At 40.5% G+C, this 17,108-nt stretch carries 17 protein-coding genes; 16 read left to right on the forward strand and 1 reads right to left on the reverse strand.

Going from position 1 to position 17,108, the window contains the following annotated elements:
- Nucleotides 1–198 precede the first annotated feature (198 nt).
- The 13 genes from IGL24_RS04980 (at nucleotide 199) to IGL24_RS05040 (ending at nucleotide 10,180) form a co-directional block, all read left to right on the forward strand.
- Nucleotides 199–1,017 carry a transporter substrate-binding domain-containing protein gene (locus IGL24_RS04980; protein WP_207115157.1) on the forward strand — a complete coding sequence of 273 codons (819 nt, stop codon included), beginning with the start codon at nucleotides 199–201 and terminating at the stop codon, nucleotides 1,015–1,017.
- 11 nt (nucleotides 1,018–1,028) lie between these two features.
- Nucleotides 1,029–1,718 (forward strand): amino acid ABC transporter permease, encoded by a 690-nt coding sequence (locus tag IGL24_RS04985; protein WP_429968404.1) that lies wholly within the window; start codon nucleotides 1,029–1,031, stop codon nucleotides 1,716–1,718.
- 13 nt (nucleotides 1,719–1,731) lie between these two features.
- Nucleotides 1,732–2,466, forward strand: a complete 735-nt coding sequence (locus tag IGL24_RS04990) for an amino acid ABC transporter ATP-binding protein (protein ID WP_242542443.1) — start codon at nucleotides 1,732–1,734, stop codon at nucleotides 2,464–2,466.
- Nucleotides 2,467–2,777: 311 nt separating this feature from the next.
- Nucleotides 2,778–3,305 carry a YqeG family HAD IIIA-type phosphatase gene (locus IGL24_RS04995; RefSeq protein ID WP_206858336.1) on the forward strand — a complete coding sequence of 176 codons (528 nt, stop codon included), beginning with the start codon at nucleotides 2,778–2,780 and terminating at the stop codon, nucleotides 3,303–3,305.
- Entirely contained in the window at nucleotides 3,302–4,411 is a 1,110-nt protein-coding gene (gene yqeH, locus IGL24_RS05000) for a ribosome biogenesis GTPase YqeH (RefSeq protein WP_207699859.1), read from the forward strand. Before IGL24_RS04995 ends, yqeH begins: the two co-directional genes overlap by 4 nt.
- Nucleotides 4,412–4,426: 15 nt before the next feature.
- Nucleotides 4,427–4,738: a ribosome assembly RNA-binding protein YhbY gene (yhbY, locus tag IGL24_RS05005; RefSeq protein ID WP_207115160.1), complete on the forward strand. Its 312-nt coding sequence runs from the start codon at nucleotides 4,427–4,429 to the stop codon at nucleotides 4,736–4,738.
- A 12-nt stretch (nucleotides 4,739–4,750) separates the two neighbouring features.
- Nucleotides 4,751–5,398: a nicotinate-nucleotide adenylyltransferase gene (locus IGL24_RS05010; RefSeq protein ID WP_206858379.1), complete on the forward strand. Its 648-nt coding sequence runs from the start codon at nucleotides 4,751–4,753 to the stop codon at nucleotides 5,396–5,398.
- Nucleotides 5,388–5,972 carry a bis(5'-nucleosyl)-tetraphosphatase (symmetrical) YqeK gene (gene yqeK / locus IGL24_RS05015; RefSeq protein ID WP_206858386.1) on the forward strand — a complete coding sequence of 195 codons (585 nt, stop codon included), beginning with the start codon at nucleotides 5,388–5,390 and terminating at the stop codon, nucleotides 5,970–5,972. Before IGL24_RS05010 ends, yqeK begins: the two co-directional genes overlap by 11 nt.
- A 19-nt stretch (nucleotides 5,973–5,991) precedes the next feature.
- Nucleotides 5,992–6,351, forward strand: coding sequence for a ribosome silencing factor (gene rsfS / locus IGL24_RS05020; RefSeq protein WP_206858452.1), 360 nt, complete (start codon nucleotides 5,992–5,994; stop codon nucleotides 6,349–6,351).
- Between the two features lies 1 nt (nucleotide 6,352).
- Nucleotides 6,353–7,114: a class I SAM-dependent DNA methyltransferase gene (locus tag IGL24_RS05025; RefSeq protein WP_207699860.1), complete on the forward strand. Its 762-nt coding sequence runs from the start codon at nucleotides 6,353–6,355 to the stop codon at nucleotides 7,112–7,114.
- 77 nt (nucleotides 7,115–7,191) lie between these two features.
- A complete protein-coding gene (locus tag IGL24_RS05030) occupies nucleotides 7,192–8,373 on the forward strand; it encodes a nucleotidyltransferase (protein WP_207699861.1) in 1,182 nt (393 codons plus the stop codon).
- 97 nt (nucleotides 8,374–8,470) lie between these two features.
- Nucleotides 8,471–9,190, forward strand: coding sequence for a YebC/PmpR family DNA-binding transcriptional regulator (locus tag IGL24_RS05035; protein WP_207115163.1), 720 nt, complete (start codon nucleotides 8,471–8,473; stop codon nucleotides 9,188–9,190).
- Nucleotides 9,191–9,541: 351 nt separating this feature from the next.
- A complete protein-coding gene (locus IGL24_RS05040) occupies nucleotides 9,542–10,180 on the forward strand; it encodes a hypothetical protein (protein ID WP_206858396.1) in 639 nt (212 codons plus the stop codon).
- A 71-nt stretch (nucleotides 10,181–10,251) separates the two neighbouring features.
- On the opposite strand, the gene helD is transcribed toward IGL24_RS05040, so the two are convergent.
- A complete protein-coding gene (gene helD / locus IGL24_RS05045; RefSeq protein ID WP_207115164.1) occupies nucleotides 10,252–12,534 on the reverse strand; it encodes an RNA polymerase recycling motor HelD in 2,283 nt (760 codons plus the stop codon).
- 195 nt (nucleotides 12,535–12,729) lie between these two features.
- Here helD and IGL24_RS05050 point away from each other — a divergent pair, with 195 nt between their 5' ends.
- From IGL24_RS05050 to thrS, 3 genes are all read left to right on the forward strand, one after another.
- Nucleotides 12,730–14,541 (forward strand): heavy metal translocating P-type ATPase, encoded by a 1,812-nt coding sequence (locus IGL24_RS05050; RefSeq protein ID WP_207699862.1) that lies wholly within the window; start codon nucleotides 12,730–12,732, stop codon nucleotides 14,539–14,541.
- 110 nt (nucleotides 14,542–14,651) lie between these two features.
- Nucleotides 14,652–14,831: a 2-hydroxymuconate tautomerase gene (locus tag IGL24_RS05055; protein ID WP_002287649.1), complete on the forward strand. Its 180-nt coding sequence runs from the start codon at nucleotides 14,652–14,654 to the stop codon at nucleotides 14,829–14,831.
- Nucleotides 14,832–15,148: 317 nt separating this feature from the next.
- Nucleotides 15,149–17,083, forward strand: a complete 1,935-nt coding sequence (gene thrS / locus IGL24_RS05060; RefSeq protein ID WP_206858401.1) for a threonine--tRNA ligase — start codon at nucleotides 15,149–15,151, stop codon at nucleotides 17,081–17,083.
- The last annotated feature ends 25 nt before the right edge of the window (nucleotides 17,084–17,108 follow it).

Below are 17,108 nucleotides of genomic sequence, written 5' to 3' on the forward strand. Positions count from 1 at the left end.
GATATAAGCTGAGACCTAGTACTCGACTTTTTTTTTCATTACCTGAAGCAAAGGATGGAAATAAATATTCTTTATTCGCTCATATTATTCATTTTTAAAGCATAAAATCAAAATAAATTAAATAAATATACAAAAAATAGTTTATTTTTGAAATTTTCATGCTATAATGACAGAACAAAATGAATAAGGGGCGAGACAATGAAAAAGATTTCAGGAATTATTTTATTTTTAGTTACAACATTCGCATTAGGCGCTTGCGGGAATGGGAATGCAGCTGAATCAACCGATCAATTGACGGCGATCAAAGAAAGTGGAGTATTGAAAGTTGCGACGTCTGCTGATTATGCGCCGTTTGAATTTCATACGATCGTTGATGGGAAAGATCAAATCGTCGGATCGGACATTGATTTAGCAAATGCTATTGCCGATGAACTTGGTGTGAAACTGGAGCTTTCAGATATGAGTTTCAATACAGTGTTAGCCTCTTTAAAAGAAGGAAAAGCCGATGTAGCGATCTCAGCAATCTCAGCGACTGAAGAACGCAAAGAACAATTTGATTTCACCGACAACTATTACAATCCGCCACAAGTGCTCGTGATCAACAAAAAAGACCAAGGTACATTAACAAGCATTGATAGCTTAGCAGGTAAGAGCTTAGGTGCGCAAAAAGGTTCGATCCAAGAAGCAGTGATCAACGAACAAATCAAAGAGGCTAAAGTAGTTACGATCGACAAGGTGCCAAATATGGTGATCGAGATCAATCAAGGTTCACTTGATGGAATGGTCGTTGAACAGACGATCGCCGAAGCTTATATCGCTCAAAATCCTAACTTGGTGATCGCTGATATCCCTTTGGAACAATCAGATGATGAAGCCTTTGCTGTTGCTTTACCAAAAGGTAGTACCGAATTACAAGAAGAGTTGAATCGCATCATCAAAAAGTTGAGCGATGAAGGCAAGATCGATGAATTTATCAAAAAAAATCATGAATTAGCTGAACAAACAGCGACAGAATAGAGGGAAGCCGTGTGAATTTTTCGTTTTTAGATAAATACTTACCCTATTTTCTATCAGGTGCGGTTGTTACGATCGTGATTTCGATTTTGACTGTCATCTTTGGAACGTTGATTGGTTTAGCAATGGCATTGATGAAGCGCTCAAAAGTCAAGCCTTTGAATTGGTTGGCTAATAGCTATATCGAATTATTGAGAGGCACACCGATGTTGTTACAGATCATGATCGGGTTCATTCTATTACAACGTTTCTTTCCAGCTGTTGACTGGTCAGTAGGTATTTTGACGATCGACTTAGGTCGTTTGATACCTGGAATCATCGTTTTATCACTAAATTCTGGCGCATATGTTGCTGAAATCATTCGTGGAGGAATCGCGGCTGTCAATATGGGACAAACAGAAGCATCCTATTCGTTAGGGTTACGTCCCATACAAGCGATGCGTTATGTCATTTTCCCACAAGCGTTGAGAAATATTTTGCCACCATTAGGAAATGAGTTTGTCACATTGATCAAAGATTCTTCCCTGCTGACAGTGATCGGTATCAATGAATTGATGGGATCTGCTCAAATCGTGATTTCAAACTCATATATCCCATTAGAACCTTATTTTATTGCCGCAGGGTTATACTTCGTTATGACTTTTGTGACTTCGCGGTTGTTGAGTAGTTGGGAGAAAAAACTCGGTAAAGGGTATCGACGTTAGGAGAGAACAACGTATGGAAAAATCAATATTGACGATCAAGCAGTTAAATAAATCATTTGCAGAAACAGAAGTGTTGAGAGGTATTTCTACTACTATTTCAGCAGGCGAGGTCGTGGTGATCATCGGCCCTTCAGGTTCAGGAAAAAGTACGTTTCTCCGCTGTTTGAATCTACTCGAATCTCCTACAGCGGGTACGGTGGAGTTTGAAGGAACGGACATCACGCATAAACAGCATGATATTTTTAAAACAAGAGAAAAAATGGGGATGGTTTTTCAGCAATTCAATTTATTTCCCAATATGACAGTATTAGAAAATATCACTTTATCACCAATCAAGGTGAAAAAAATGCCAAGAAAAGAAGCCGAAGCGATTGCTTTGGAGCTATTGGCAAAAGTCGGATTGTCAGACAAAGCGGCTGCATATCCGTACTCTTTATCAGGCGGACAGCAACAGCGGATTGCGATTGCGCGAGCGTTGGCGATGCAACCTGATGTCATGTTGTTCGATGAACCTACTTCGGCGCTTGATCCAGAAATGGTCGGTGAGGTGCTCTCCGTTATGTTGCAATTAGCACAAGAAGGAATGACGATGGTTATTGTCACTCATGAAATTGGCTTTGCAAAAGAAGTGGGGGATCGGATCATTTTTATGGATCAAGGACAGATCCTTGAAGAAGGAACACCTGACGAAGTATTTGAACGAACGAGTCATCCTCGGACGATCGATTTCTTAGCAAAAGTCTTATAGTCAGAAAAGAGATAAGAGACAGGAAGATTTGGATGCTTGTTTCGAGTCTGCCTGTAGATGATGATTTTTGTCCTCAAGCAATCTAAAAAATGAATACAAAGAATCCCTGTGAAAATCAGCAACCAACTTCCCCAATAATAGGAAACTATTTTGGAAGTTGGGTGCTGATTTCTTGCCGCTGATTACTTCTGTCATAACCATACGTAAAAGGTTTGATGTATAGAGGTAGTTTTTTTTTAGATTTTACAGTATAATATGGGGTTGAGGAGTACATTTCGTGCTCCTTCATTTTTTGCAGATGAGGAGACAACATGTTTTCAAATTATAAACCTACATGGATGGTAGAAGCCGTCTATAAAATTACCCCTGCACAACTGAAAAAACTAGGGATCAAAGCCGTTTTAACGGATCTTGATAATACACTGATTGCTTGGAATAATCCAGACGGGACAGAAGAATTGTTCAGTTGGATTTTAGAAATGAGAAATGCGGGTATACCAGTAGTCGTTGTTTCTAACAACAACTCAGAACGGGTAGCTCGTGCAGTTGAAAAATTTGAGCTGCTTTATGTCGCAAGAGCATTGAAACCTTTACCAGTCGGCATCAATAAAGCGAAGAAAATGTTAGATTTGGCAGATGAGGAGATCATCATGGTCGGTGATCAGATCATGACCGATATTCGTGGCGCCAATAGTGCCGGTATCCGTAGTGTCTTAGTCAAACCAATCATTGATACAGATAGTTGGAAGACGAAGTTCAATCGGTTCTGGGAACGTAAGATCATGAGTTATTTAGTAAAGAAACATCCAGATATGGATTGGCGAGGTGGCATTGAATGAATGAAGAATTACAATGTATCGGTTGTGGTGTGATGATCCAAACAGAACACCCTGATAAGTTAGGCTATACACCAAAAGCCGCGCTTGAAAAAGGGCTGGCAACAGGTGATGTCTATTGTCAACGTTGTTTTCGTTTGAGACATTATAATGAGATCCAAGATGTGTCATTGACGGATGATGATTTCTTACGATTACTAAATGAATTAGGGCAAAAAGACGCATTGATCGTGAATGTAGTCGATATCTTTGATTTTAACGGATCATTGATCCCTGGATTACATCGTTTTGTCGGGAATAATCCAGTTCTTTTAGTTGGAAATAAAGTCGATATCCTACCTAAATCATTGAAAAAATCAAAAATGATCAAATGGATGAATGAGCGTGCCCATGAAGCAGGGTTAAGACCTGTCGATGTCTTATTGACAAGTGCGAAAAAAGCACCTGAGATGACGACGCTACTTGAGAAGATCGAAGAATATCGTGAAGGCCGCGATGTATATATCGTTGGTGTAACGAATGTTGGGAAATCGACGCTGATCAATCAGATCATCAAAAACACAGCAGGGGTCCAAGAAGTGATCACCACGTCGCAATTTCCAGGAACGACGTTAGATAAAATCGAGATTCCATTAGATGATGGTCAGTTTTTGATCGATACGCCAGGGATCATCCATCGTCATCAAATGGCGCACTATCTAGGCAAAAAAGATTTACGGATCATTGCACCGACGAAAGAAATCAAGCCTAAAGTGTATCAGCTGAATGAAGGCCAAACGCTTTTCCTTGGTGGATTAGCTCGATTCGACTTCATCAGTGGGAAACGTGGTTCATTTATTGCCTATGTATCAAATGATGTCAACTTGCATCGGACAAAATTGGAAAAAGCAGATGCTTTTTATGAAAAACATGTAGGTGGCTTATTGCAACCACCACGTCCAAATGAAGTCGGTGACTTCCCTGAACTTGTTCGCTTTGAATTTTCTGTCAAAGAAAAGACAGATATCGTCTTTGCAGGACTAGGGTGGATCACTGTGACAGAACCGGCAGTCATTGCAGGTTGGGCGCCAAAAGGGGTACACGTGTTAAGAAGAAAAGCACTCATTTAAGAAAGAAGGAAAAGCATGAGTTTAAGAGGAAAGCAAAAACGATTTTTACGTAGTCAAGCCCATCATCTACAACCGATTTTTCAAATCGGTAAAGGTGGAGTCAATGAAGCGATGATCGTTCAAATCGAAGAAGCCCTTGAAAAAAGAGAATTGATCAAAGTATCATTGTTACAAAACACAGACGAGATCGCGGAAGATGTGGCACAAGTATTAGAACAAGCTATCGCCTGTGAAGTGGTACAGATCATCGGACGCGTACTTGTTTTATACAAAGCTTCGACCAAAGAAAAATATCAACGGATATCTAAAGAAGTACATGCAATCTAAGGAGTGACGAAGATGAAATCGCAAGCGAGATCCTTTGTTCGACCTCAAGTATTTCCAAAAGAAATGCCCCATCTTTATGAAAAAAGAAAACAGGTGGGGATCTTGGGAGGAACTTTCAACCCTGTGCATCTGGCCCATTTAGTCATGGCAGAACAAGCAGGACAGAATTTAGGACTAGACCATGTCTGTTTAATGCCTTCCTATCAACCACCTCATGTGGATGAAAAGCCAACAATACCGGCAGAACACCGCTTAAACATGCTTGAACTTGCGATCGAAGACAATCCTTTTTTAACGATTGAAACGATTGAGATCGAACGAGGTGGCAAGAGCTATACGTATGATACGATGAAGGCTTTGACGCAAAATAATCCGGATACGGACTATTATTTTATCATTGGTGGCGATATGGTCGAATATTTGCCAAAGTGGTACAAAATCGATGAATTGTTGACGATGGTCCACTTTGTAGGAATCCATCGTCGCGGTTATCAAGTGGAAACACCGTACCCAGTGATCTGGGTCGATGTCCCTGAAATCGATTTGAGTTCGACAAAAATACGGCAGAAGATCCAACAAGGTTGTTCAGTCCGTTATTTGGTCCCAGATAAAGTCTTGGATTATATTCAGAAAGAAGGCTTGTATCAACATGAATTATAGTACAGATTATACGGCATATACTCGAGAAGTCTTGATGCAAAAAGTCCAAATGCGAATGAGTGAGCAACGGTTCAAACATGTCTTAGGTGTCGAACAAACGGCGATCGCTCTTGCTGAAAAATATGGCTGCTCACCAGAAAAAGCAAGCATCGCTGCACTGACACATGATTATGCGAAAGAACGTCCTGATGATGAGTTTAAACTAGTCATCGAACGGGATCACTTTGATCCTGAGTTGCTCGCTTACGGGAATGCCATTTGGCATGGCTTGGTCGGTGCATCTTTTGTGGAGCGGGAACTAGGCATCACGGATGAGGAGATCTTGCAAGCCATTCGTGTGCATACGACGGGAGCGGCTGAGATGTCTTTACTCGATAAAATCATCTATGTTGCTGATTACATCGAGCCTGGACGTTCTTTTCCAGGTGTTAAAGAAGCTCGTGAACTTGCGATGATCGATCTTGACGAAGCAGTCGCATTCGAAACCAAACATACTTTAGCGCATCTGATTGCGCAAGAACAACAAATATATCCAAAAACAATCGAAACATACAATCATTGGGTAGCAAAATAGCTAGCCAATATAGGAGGAAATCATCATCGATAGTAAAGAACAATTAAAAATCGCTGTTCAAGCAGCTGATTCAAAACGTGCAGAAGATATTTTAGCTTTGGACGTCCGTGAAGTCTCATTATTGGCTGATTATTTCATGATCTGTTCAGCAAACAGTGAACGTCAAATCAATGCCATCGTGGAAGAAATCATCGAAAAAGAAGAAGAAAACAAGTATGAAGTGAAACGCGTAGAAGGAAAAGAAGGTGGCAAATGGATCCTGATCGACCTTGGTGATTTGATCATCCATGTCTTCCATGCACCAGAACGCGGTTTCTACAATTTAGAAAAGCTATGGTCAGACGCACCACTTGTCGACTTGAACGAATGGTTGGATTAAAATGGCATACGAAACATTTGCTTTTATCTACGATGAAGTAATGGACGACGGGTTATATGATCAATGGTTGGCTTTTTCTAAACGGCATTTACCGGAAACAACTAAAAATATCCTTGAACTTGCATGCGGTACTGGCGCATTAGCGGTCGCTTTTGCCAAAGATGGCTACAATGTGACTGGTTTGGATCTGTCAGAAGAAATGCTGATGATCGCCAGTCAACGGGCCTACGAAGAAGAAGCAACAGTGCAATTTGTGGAAGGGAATATGTTAGATCTTTCCGAAAGTGGACAGTACCAAGCAATCACTTGTTTCTCTGATTCTTTATGCTATATGCAAAATGATCAAGAAGTGCAACAAGTTTTTGATGAGGTATATCAGGCATTAGAAGAGAATGGTCGTTTCTTGTTTGATGTTCATTCCGTTTATCAGATCGATCGAGTGTTTCCAGAGTATAGTTATCATTACCAAGGAGACAATTTTGCCTTTCTTTGGGATAGTTATGCTGGAAAAGAAAAACATAGCATTGAACATTATTTGACATTTTTCGTCGAGTCTCAAGAAAAAGAAGGTACGTTTATTCGTGAAGATGAACTACACCAAGAACGCACGTATCCGTTAGAGAATTACTTGCGTATGCTGGAAAATAGTGGCTTTGCGAAAGTTGAAGTATGTGCTGATTTTACAGATGAGACACCTAACGAAGAATCAAGACGCTGGTTTTTTGTTGCTCATAAGGACGAAAGCGATACAGACGAACTGTAGTAAAAAATAAAAAGAAGGGACGGCTGGATCATAAAGCTTTGTCTCTTCTTTTTTACTAGATGGAAGGAGGAAAGAAAATGAAAGTTTGCGGCATCATTGTGGAGTATAATCCATTTCATAATGGGCATCTTTACCATGTACAACAAGCTAAGGAACAAACTGGGGCAGACGTGGTGATTGCGGTGATGAGCGGAAATTTTTTGCAACGAGGGGAACCGGCGATCATTGATAAATGGCAACGTGCAGAAGTGGCGTTGCACTACGGAGTAGATCTAGTGGTAGAACTACCGATCGAATGGGCGGTACAATCGGCTGATTACTTTGCGAAAGGCGCAGTTCAACTGTTGCAAAAATTAGGTTGTGATTATTTATGTTTTGGCACAGAGGACGAGAAGGCGTTTGATTATCAAACATTTGGAACGTTTGTCATGCAACATCAAGATCAAATCACTAAAGCTTTCCAAGCGTTGCCTGATCAGACGATGAGTTATCCGCAAAAGATGACACAAGTATTCAAACAAGTCTATCCAGAGATCTCGCTTGATTTTTCCTCACCTAATCATATTCTAGGGTTGAGCTATGCAAAAGAAAATGCGACCTATGAACATCCGATGAAATTAGTCCCGATCAATCGCAAAGGGGCAGGGTATCATGATAAAGAATTGTCTGAAGAAACGATAGCTAGTGCCACGGCGATTCGTAAAGCACTAACAGAAAATCGCTCGATTTCTGCCACAGTCCCCTCAGAAACAGAGACGTTTTTAACGACAGGAAGTTTACAAACATGGGCATCCTATTGGCCCTTGTTAAAATACCGACTTCTTTCCTCCACGGTCGACTCGTTGCAACAAATCTATCAGATGACGGAAGGCATAGAAATTCGAATGTTAGAAGCGGCAAAGACTGCCACTGCGTTTGCTGAGTTTGTCGAACAAGTCAAAACAAAACGTTATACTTGGACGAGGATCCAGCGTTTGTCTTGCTATGTATTGTTGAATATCCAAAAAGAAGAAATGAAGGAACAACAGTTACAAGAATATATCCATGTGCTGGGCTTTACATCAGCAGGTCGGGCATGTCTCAAAAATAAAAAAGCATGCGCACTCTTTTCTAAAATCGGCAAAAAAGAAGCGCAAGTAGCAAAACTACTCGTTCGCAGTGACGAAATCTATCGCTTAGGTGGCGAGGTAGCGGAACAAGTATTTGGGCGAAAACCAGTCTTTATTGAAACGATCGAAGAGAAAAAAAGCTTCACATAAACCTGATTCACAAGTATAATGAAACAGGACGTTTTGTGTGTTCCCGCACGAATCAAAAGTATCTATCTTATATCAAATCAGAAAGCGAAGTGAAACTATGGGACGTAAATGGGCCAATATCGTAGCTAAAAAAACAGCTAAAGATGCAAACAACAGCCGAGTTTATGCGAAGTTCGGAATTGAAATCTATGCAGCAGCAAAATCAGGTGACCCTGACCCACACGCTAACCAAAAACTACGTTTCGTCATTGAACGCGCTAAAACTTACAATGTACCTAAACATATCATTGATCGAGCAATCGAAAAAGCGAAAGGTTCAGGAGATGAAACTTACTCTGAATTGCGCTATGAAGGATTTGGACCAAATGGCTCAATGGTCATCGTTGACACGTTGACTAACAATGTGAACCGGACAGCCGCTGATGTGCGTGCCGCATTCGGTAAAAATGGTGGTAATATGGGTGTATCTGGTGCAGTTTCTTATATGTTCGATAATACGGCGATTTTCGGTTTTGCCGGCGAAGATGCAGATGAGATCTTAGAGTACTTGATGGAAAAAGACATCGATGTGCGTGATGTCATGGAAGAAGATGGACAAATCATCGTTTACGGTGAAGTGCCTGATTTCCACAGTATCCAAGAAGCACTAAAAGAAAAAGGCATCACTGAATTTTCTATTGCTGAGATCCAAATGATCCCTCAAAATGAAGTCACATTGACTGGTGAAGATTTAGAAAAATTCGAAAAAATGATTGACGTATTAGAAGACCTAGAAGATGTTCAACATGTCTTCCATAATGTAGCGTTAGAAGATTAATAGAGGAACATTGATAAAAAGGGCTTGAAAGAACCATTTTCAAGTTCTTTTTTATTTTCTTTGAAAGACTAAGCAGTTGTTATCATACCCAAAAACCCAATGTCATGTTTTACTTTCGATCTTTTATCTCTCCATTTTTTCTGATAAAGGAACTTTTCGGTGAGAGTGAAAAAAGAAGCAGAGGCTTAAAAAGTTTAGAAAAGACAACAAAGAAGTCGTAGTAAAATTAAAAATTGCGTGTTATTTGTTACAGTTTTTTTGTGATTTATTATCATTTCTATTTCAACCTGTGTTATTATTAAAGTATCGTGAGTAAACGAATAGTAATTTGATGTAGGCGGGGAAAGAATAATGGAAGCAAAAATTAATCTAGAGCCTTTCGAACGTATTCTAAGCGGTTACCAAAAAGTAGAAGAATTGGCAGTCAATATCGCTGATTGCTCAAAGCTTGCTCAAAAATATGCACCTTATGGCGTAGAAGGTTATCGTTTAGGAAACTATATAGGCACAGGCTATTTGAATCGTTATCTAGAATGTATGGTTGATCGGGCACCTATGCTGATCTATAAAAAAAAATATTTGATTCCATTGCTTTTTCGACGTTCTGACTCAGCATTTCAGTTGTTTGAAGAAGATTATCGAATGGAAGCTTTCTTTTTATTGTTGGACTGGAGTCTGAAGCATCAACCAGAAAAGATATTGATTGAAACAAGCACAAAAATGGCACCAAAAAAAGAGACAGTCATCGATACTGCTTATCTGGCCTTTCGTGTCTCAGAAATATTGGACAGTGGCGGCTATCCGATCAGCAATTTCCAGACGGTCGAACAATTCATGGATTGGAATCGTATTTATCGTTTGATCGATAATGGCGGGATCGGTCGACACAGCAAGGTGTTTGACCCAGAATATCCGGAAAATATCGAAGAACTGCGAATGATCGTCTCACTTGTTCGTTTGAAATACCCAAACACAGAATTGATGTTGTGATCGATAGATGAATAAAAAACAGAGATTTTCTACACGTCATGTAGAAAATCTCTGTTTTTTTATGCAAAGAATCAATCTAAAGCGAGAGACTCATAATGTTCAGTAGCCAATGTTTGCAGAAAAGAAGCATCTTTAGCGGATGTAAAGAGGATCAATTCATGCATGGCGCGCGTACACATCGTATATAAAATCTGTTTGTCATGGCCAGAATTAAAATGTGCGTCATCCACATTCCACAAAAAGACTCGGTCAAATTCTAATCCTTTGGCTAGATAAGCCGGGAGAAGAATAATCGAACGTTTCATAAAATCAGATTCATCCGCAATCAACTGGACTTGGTCTTTTAATGAAGCCGGCAATTGTTCATAAAGAGTTTCACATTCAGCGATTGTTTTGCCAATGATCGCAGTGCGCCAATATTTTGCTTGTTCTTTCGTCTCTGTGATCGTTTGTTCCAACCACTGGATTTTACTTGAGGCTGAATCACTTTGGACGATCAATGGCAAACGTCCTTCCCGAGCGGTTGTTTCTACCACATTATCATGTGCTAAGAAATGATTCGCAAAATCAGTGATCTGTTTCGTTGAGCGATAGCTCGTGGTTAACTGAAACTGTGTCACTTCTTTTTCTGGGAAAAGCGCCTCTAACGAACCAGTGATCGTTTCATTACCAAAGACATTTTGATTTAGATCTCCACAAAATGTTAGGTTAGCATTTGGATAGATCGATTGGAGCAAAGCGACTTGTGAAGGTGCGAAATCTTGCATTTCATCGATGAAGATATACCGTGCTTTTTGAGTGACTGATACAGGATGGACACGGCGCATCAGTAGAAAATATAAAACGGCATCTTCTTGTGGGAGCTCTCTGGTACGTAAATTCGTCTTGACTACTTGTAGGTGTTCACCCCAAGCACTTTCGCTGACGCCATGTGACGTTAACAGCTCTTTAGGCACTGTTTGTAGAAAGTGAAGAAACTGTTTGGGTAAGTTGACAAATTGATACTGCAAGATCCCACGATGAACTCTACGAAACCTTTTTTTCACGATTTGGTTCGCTAATTTTTTGAGCAATGATCTTTCTTTTTGTTCGGTGTATTCTAAGTTTGGATCGGTGGCATATAGTTCTTGGAGTTGCTCTTCTGCAAGCTCTTTGACCCATTTCTGACGAGTTTCATCCTTTTGCAGTCCGCCTAGTTTTTTCAATAGTTTTGTTTGCAGCAAGGACAGGCGTTGATGCAAGGGGAGTAATTCATTTGTTTCTTGATACCATCTTCGAATCGCTTCTTTTGATAAAATGGTTCGACCATTGATTTTCATTTCACGGAACAAAGGACCAAAATCAGTGATTGTTTGAATGTAAGTATCGAGATGCTCAACGAAAGTCAAGCCAGATTTCAATGTTTTGATCGGATCATTGTCACCAGAGAGAAAACCGACTTCTTGTTGTTCTTCCTCTGTCAAATCAAATTCAGGCAACAACTGTTGTAAATAATTTTTGAATGTTTGTGTCGGTACACCACTTTCACCTAGAGAAGGTAAAACAGTGGAGATGTAATCAGAAAATAGATGATTCGGCGAGAATAATAAGACATTTTCGGCATCTAACCATTTTCGATTGTGATAAAGAATAAACGCAATTCGTTGAAGTAACGCTGAAGTCTTACCGCTGCCAGCGATCCCTTCGATCAGCATGACTTTACTGTTTGTGTCACGAATGATTGCATTTTGGGCTTTTTGGATCGTGGAAACAATGTTCTTCATATGAGCGCTAGAAGCATCATCTAAAATCTCTAACAGAAAATCATCATTGATGACTTCGGATGTATCGACCATCGAGACGATTTTCCCATCAACGATCTTGAATTGTCGTTTCAATAGCAGTTCCACATCGATTTTTTCTACATCGGTTTCGTAAAAAGCAGGGCCGATTTCCCCTTCATAATAGAGGTTAGCGATTGGCGCACGCCAGTCGATCACGATCGTTTCTTCATCCGTATCTCTTAATGAAGCGATACCTAGATAGAGGGTTTCTTTTTCTGTTTCTTCTTTAAAATCAATGCGGGCAAAGTAAGGATTTTCTTTCATCACTTCTAAAGTTTGTAGGCGTTTTTGTTGCGATTCTAATGTGTGGTACTTTAAAAGTAGTTCTTGTTCATGTTGGCGGTATTCGACTACTGACTCATAAAAAGATTCGTTAGAGCCACTACGTATTTTGTGATTCGCTGTTTCCTTTGTGGAATCATTCATTTTTTCTGTCAAGTCGCTTAATTTGCGATTTAATAGGCGTTGTTCTAATTGGATCATTTGAGTGGTTTCTTCCACATGCTGTTGTTCTAATTGTCTTTCATTCATTGCATCGTTTACTCCTTCCGCCGTAAATAACGAATTAAAAGTATAGCACAGATTGATTAAAAAAGGTACATCGGAGAGTCAACTAAAAATAATCGTAAAGTATTTGAGAGTGATAGTTGTTTTCATTTAGGGGTTTTTAGTTTGAATGGCCTAAGAGAACAGGTATTCTAAAGATGGAGAAAGGAGCTGAACGAAATGACACATTATAAAAAATTTGCGATGACACTACTGATCGGTGTGGTGGCACTGGTCAGTGAGTTTATGTTCGATCGTCCTCGCCTTGCGTTTATCATCATTGCTGTCACAGGCGGTTCACTCGCCTTCTTGATGTTTATTGAAATGATCAAAACGCTACGTTCAGGAAAATATGGCGTAGATATCTTAGCAATCACCGCAATCGTTGCGACGTTGCTTGTCAATGAATATTGGGCGAGTTTGATGATTTTGATTATGCTGACAGGTGGTGAGAGTCTGGAAGACTATGCGCAGAAAAAAGCGGGTCAAGAATTACAATCTCTATTAGATAATACGCCGCGAACTGCCCATAAATTGGAAGGAGATAAACAACTCGATGTTTCAGTAGATGCACTTGAGGTTGGCGATCGGTTGGTAATCAAACCAGGAGAAATCGTTCCGGCTGATGGACGAGTGATAAAGGGCGAATCTACTTTTGATGAAGCGTCGCTGACGGGTGAATCGAAACCGATAGTCAAGAAGATTGATGATGAATTGATGTCTGGTTCGGTCAACGGCGATTCGTCTGTTCAGATGATCGTTGAAAAGCGGGCAGAAGACAGTCAGTACCAACTCATCATCAAGCTTGTGGAGGAATCGAAAGAAAAACCAGCACGCTTTGTTCGTCTGGCAGATCGTTATGCTGTTCCTTTTACATTGATTGCTTACGTGATCGGTGGAATTGCTTGGTGGGTCAGTGGGGATCCTGTACGCTTTGCGCAAGTTTTAGTTGTAGCATCGCCCTGTCCATTGATTTTAGCTGCCCCTGTCGCTTTAGTGGCGGGTATGAGTCGTTCAAGTAAAAGCGGGATCGTGGTCAAAACTGGGACTGCTGTTGAAAAATTAGCTGAAACAAAAACGATTGCTTTTGATAAGACAGGAACGATCACCAAAGGTATTCTTGCAGTCACTGGCGTTGATCCAGTTTCTCAATTTTCAGAAGCGGAATTATTGCGTGTGGCGGCAAGTGCGGAACAAGGTTCTGCTCACATCTTGGCCCGTTCTTTAGTTCAAGCAGTTCCCCAACTGTTACCAGTCACTGATTTAAAAGAAATCTCAGGGCAAGGGATCGAAGCAACAGTCGAGGGACGTCATGTCAAAGTAGGAAATGCAAAGTTTATCGGCGTACCTGAATCTAAAACCGATACAACTGCGATCTATGTGGCGATCGATGAAAGATATGCGGGGACGATCTATTTCTCTGACACGATTCGCCCAGAAGCAAAGGAAACGATTGCGAACTTGAAAGCACAAGGGATTCAAGATTTGTTGATGATAACAGGAGATGGGCATACGGTTGCCGAAGCAATTGCTGAGAAAGTTGGCTTGACTGAAATCCATGCTCGTTGCTTACCACAAGATAAGTTGTCGATTTTAACTAGTATCCCCGAAGAAAAGCGCCCTGTCACCATGGTGGGAGATGGTGTCAATGATGCGCCTGCCTTAACAGTAGCTGATGTAGGCATAGCCATGGGGGCACATGGTTCTACCGCAGCAAGTGAAAGCGCAGATGTTGTCATTTTGAAAGATGACTTGGAGCGAGTCGCCGAAGCAGTGATGATTTCTAGAGATACGATGAAAGTAGCGAAACAGTCTGTTTTGATTGGTATTTTTGTTTGTGTCTTTTTGATGCTTGTTGCAAGTACAGGAGTCATTCCAGCATTGTTTGGTGCCATGCTCCAAGAAGTTGTTGATACAGTTTCCATTTTAAGTGCGTTGCGTGCCAAAAAATCCTCACCTCAAAAACGAAATCGGGTCATCCCGCAAAATTAAGGACAAAATCGCAAGAAGGACTTTTCAGCAAAATCTTTTTACGGTATGATGCAAAGAGAGAAGTAACACTTGATCAAACAAAAAAAGAACCGTGAGAGGAAGTTGAAAACATGCCATTCGTACATGTCGAATTAGTCGAAGGACGTAGCCCCGAACAATTAGAAAACATGATGAAAGATATTACCGAAGCTGTCCACAAAAATACGCAAGCACCAAAAGAACACATTCATGTGATCATCAACGAAATGAAAAAAGGCACATATGGTGTCAATGGTGAATGGAAAAAATAAGTTGATTCGAGACTTGATTTTTTCAAACAATAGTGGTTAAATAAATTCATAGATGATTGATGAGAAAGACAACTGAATTTGAGAGTCTTCGATAAGAGAGGAAAAGCTAGGCTGAAACTTTTCCAGAAGAAAACCAAAGGATGACCACTTTCGAAACCTTTGTTGAAACAAAGGCGGTCGTACCGTTATCACGCTTGAGGAATACGAACATCGTATTCAAAATTAGGTGGAACCACGAATTTTTCGTCCTAGTATCTGTATAGATACTAGGACTTTTTTTATTAGTGGTAAAACAAAAATTAAAGGAGGAATCCCCTATGATAAAAATGACATTTCCCGATGGTGCTGTAAAAGAGTTTGCGCCAGGGATCACAACTGCAGAGATTGCAGAAAGTATTTCTAAAAGTTTAGCAAAGAAAGCCTTGGCTGGTAAAGTGAATGGTGAACTGATCGACTTGAACCGTGGGATCGAAGAAGATGGCTCAATCGAGATCGTGACACCAGATCATGAAGATGCCCTTGCTTTGGTTCGTCACTCAAGTGCTCACTTGATGGCACAAGCAATGCGTCGCTTGTATCCAAATATCCACTTTGGTGTAGGACCAGCAATCGATTCAGGGTTTTATTACGATACAGACAACGGCGAAAACCAAGTCAGTGCCGAAGATCTACCAGCAATCGAAGCAGAAATGATGGCGATCGTTAAAGAAAACTTGCCAATCGAACGTCGTGTGTTATCAAAACAAGAAGCATTAGAAATCTTTGCAAGCGATCCTTACAAAGTGGAATTGATCAGTGAATTACCAGAAGATGAAGTGATCACTGCATACCAACAAGGAGAATTCATCGACCTATGCCGTGGCCCACATGTCCCTTCAACTGGACGTATCCAAGTCTTTAAATTATTATCGGTTGCTGGTGCTTACTGGCGCGGAAATTCAAATAATCAAATGATGCAACGTGTCTATGGAACAGCATTTTTTGATAAAAAAGCTCTTAAAGAATTTATCCAAATGCGTGAAGAAGCCAAAGAGAGAGACCATCGTAAATTAGGAAAAGAGTTGGAGCTATTCATGGTGGCACCAGAAGTTGGTTCAGGCTTACCATTCTGGTTACCAAAAGGTGCAACGATCCGTCGTACGATCGAACGTTACATCGTGGACAAAGAAATCAGCTTAGGCTATCAACATGTGTATACACCGATCATGGGTGACGTTGAGTTATACAAAACTTCAGGACACTGGGACCATTACCAAGAAGATATGTTCCCACCAATGGATATGGGAGATGGCGAAATGCTTGTTTTACGCCCGATGAACTGTCCACACCACATGATGGTCTATAAAAACACGATCCATTCTTACCGTGAATTACCGATCCGTATCGCCGAACTTGGTATGATGCACCGTTATGAAAAATCAGGTGCGTTATCTGGATTGCAACGTGTACGTGAAATGACATTGAACGATGGCCACACATTTGTCCGTCCAGATCAAATCAAAGATGAGTTTAAACGTACATTGGAGTTGATGGTCGCTGTCTACGCAGATTTCAATATCACAGACTATCGTTTCCGTTTAAGCTATCGTGATCCAAACAATACAGATAAATATTTCGATGACGATGCGATGTGGGAAAAAGCACAGATCATGTTAAAAGCTGCGATGGATGAAATGGAGCTTGAGTACTTTGAAGCAGAAGGAGAAGCAGCCTTCTATGGACCAAAATTAGATGTTCAAGTAAAAACAGCCTTGGGTACAGAAGAAACATTATCAACGATCCAATTGGACTTCTTATTACCAGAACGCTTTGATTTGACTTACGTGGGAGAAGATGGCGAAAACAACCATCGACCAGTCGTTATCCATAGAGGAATCGTTTCAACGATGGAACGCTTTGTCGCTTACTTGACTGAAGTATACAAAGGAGCATTCCCAACTTGGTTGGCACCGATCCAAGCAACGATCATCCCAGTTTCGGTTGATGCGCATGGCGATTACGCTTATGAAATCAAAGAACGTCTACAAATGAAAGGCTTACGTGTAGAAGTCGATGACCGCAATGAAAAAATGGGCTATAAGATCCGTGCGTCACAAACACAAAAAATTCCATATCAAATCGTTGTTGGTGACAAAGAAATGGCAGATGCAACAGTGAATATCCGCCGCTACGGAAGTAAAGAAACAGCTGTAGAAGATTTGAATATTTTTGTTGATGCGATGTCAGAAGAAGTTCATAATTACAGCCGTTAAGACGAATTTTTAAAAAGTTATAAGT

It is taken from the genome of Enterococcus sp. DIV2371 (genome assembly GCF_050498525.1).
Lineage (GTDB): Bacteria > Bacillota > Bacilli > Lactobacillales > Enterococcaceae > Enterococcus_B > Enterococcus_B mangumiae.

Bases quoted from the DNA above. Each gene is read 5' to 3' on its own strand.
- IGL24_RS04980 (WP_207115157.1), top strand. From the start codon at position 199: ATGAAAAAGATTTCAGGAATTATTTTATTTTTAGTTACAACATTCGCA.
- IGL24_RS04990 (WP_242542443.1), top strand. From the start codon at position 1,732: ATGGAAAAATCAATATTGACGATCAAGCAGTTAAATAAATCATTTGCA.
- IGL24_RS04995 (WP_206858336.1), top strand. From the start codon at position 2,778: ATGTTTTCAAATTATAAACCTACATGGATGGTAGAAGCCGTCTATAAA.
- yqeH (WP_207699859.1), top strand. From the start codon at position 3,302: ATGAATGAAGAATTACAATGTATCGGTTGTGGTGTGATGATCCAAACA.
- yhbY (WP_207115160.1), top strand. From the start codon at position 4,427: ATGAGTTTAAGAGGAAAGCAAAAACGATTTTTACGTAGTCAAGCCCAT.
- IGL24_RS05010 (WP_206858379.1), top strand. From the start codon at position 4,751: ATGAAATCGCAAGCGAGATCCTTTGTTCGACCTCAAGTATTTCCAAAA.
- yqeK (WP_206858386.1), top strand. From the start codon at position 5,388: ATGAATTATAGTACAGATTATACGGCATATACTCGAGAAGTCTTGATG.
- IGL24_RS05025 (WP_207699860.1), top strand. From the start codon at position 6,353: ATGGCATACGAAACATTTGCTTTTATCTACGATGAAGTAATGGACGAC.
- IGL24_RS05030 (WP_207699861.1), top strand. From the start codon at position 7,192: ATGAAAGTTTGCGGCATCATTGTGGAGTATAATCCATTTCATAATGGG.
- IGL24_RS05035 (WP_207115163.1), top strand. From the start codon at position 8,471: ATGGGACGTAAATGGGCCAATATCGTAGCTAAAAAAACAGCTAAAGAT.
- IGL24_RS05040 (WP_206858396.1), top strand. From the start codon at position 9,542: ATGGAAGCAAAAATTAATCTAGAGCCTTTCGAACGTATTCTAAGCGGT.
- helD (WP_207115164.1), bottom strand. From the start codon at position 12,534: ATGAATGAAAGACAATTAGAACAACAGCATGTGGAAGAAACCACTCAA.
- IGL24_RS05050 (WP_207699862.1), top strand. From the start codon at position 12,730: ATGACACATTATAAAAAATTTGCGATGACACTACTGATCGGTGTGGTG.
- IGL24_RS05055 (WP_002287649.1), top strand. From the start codon at position 14,652: ATGCCATTCGTACATGTCGAATTAGTCGAAGGACGTAGCCCCGAACAA.
- thrS (WP_206858401.1), top strand. From the start codon at position 15,149: ATGATAAAAATGACATTTCCCGATGGTGCTGTAAAAGAGTTTGCGCCA.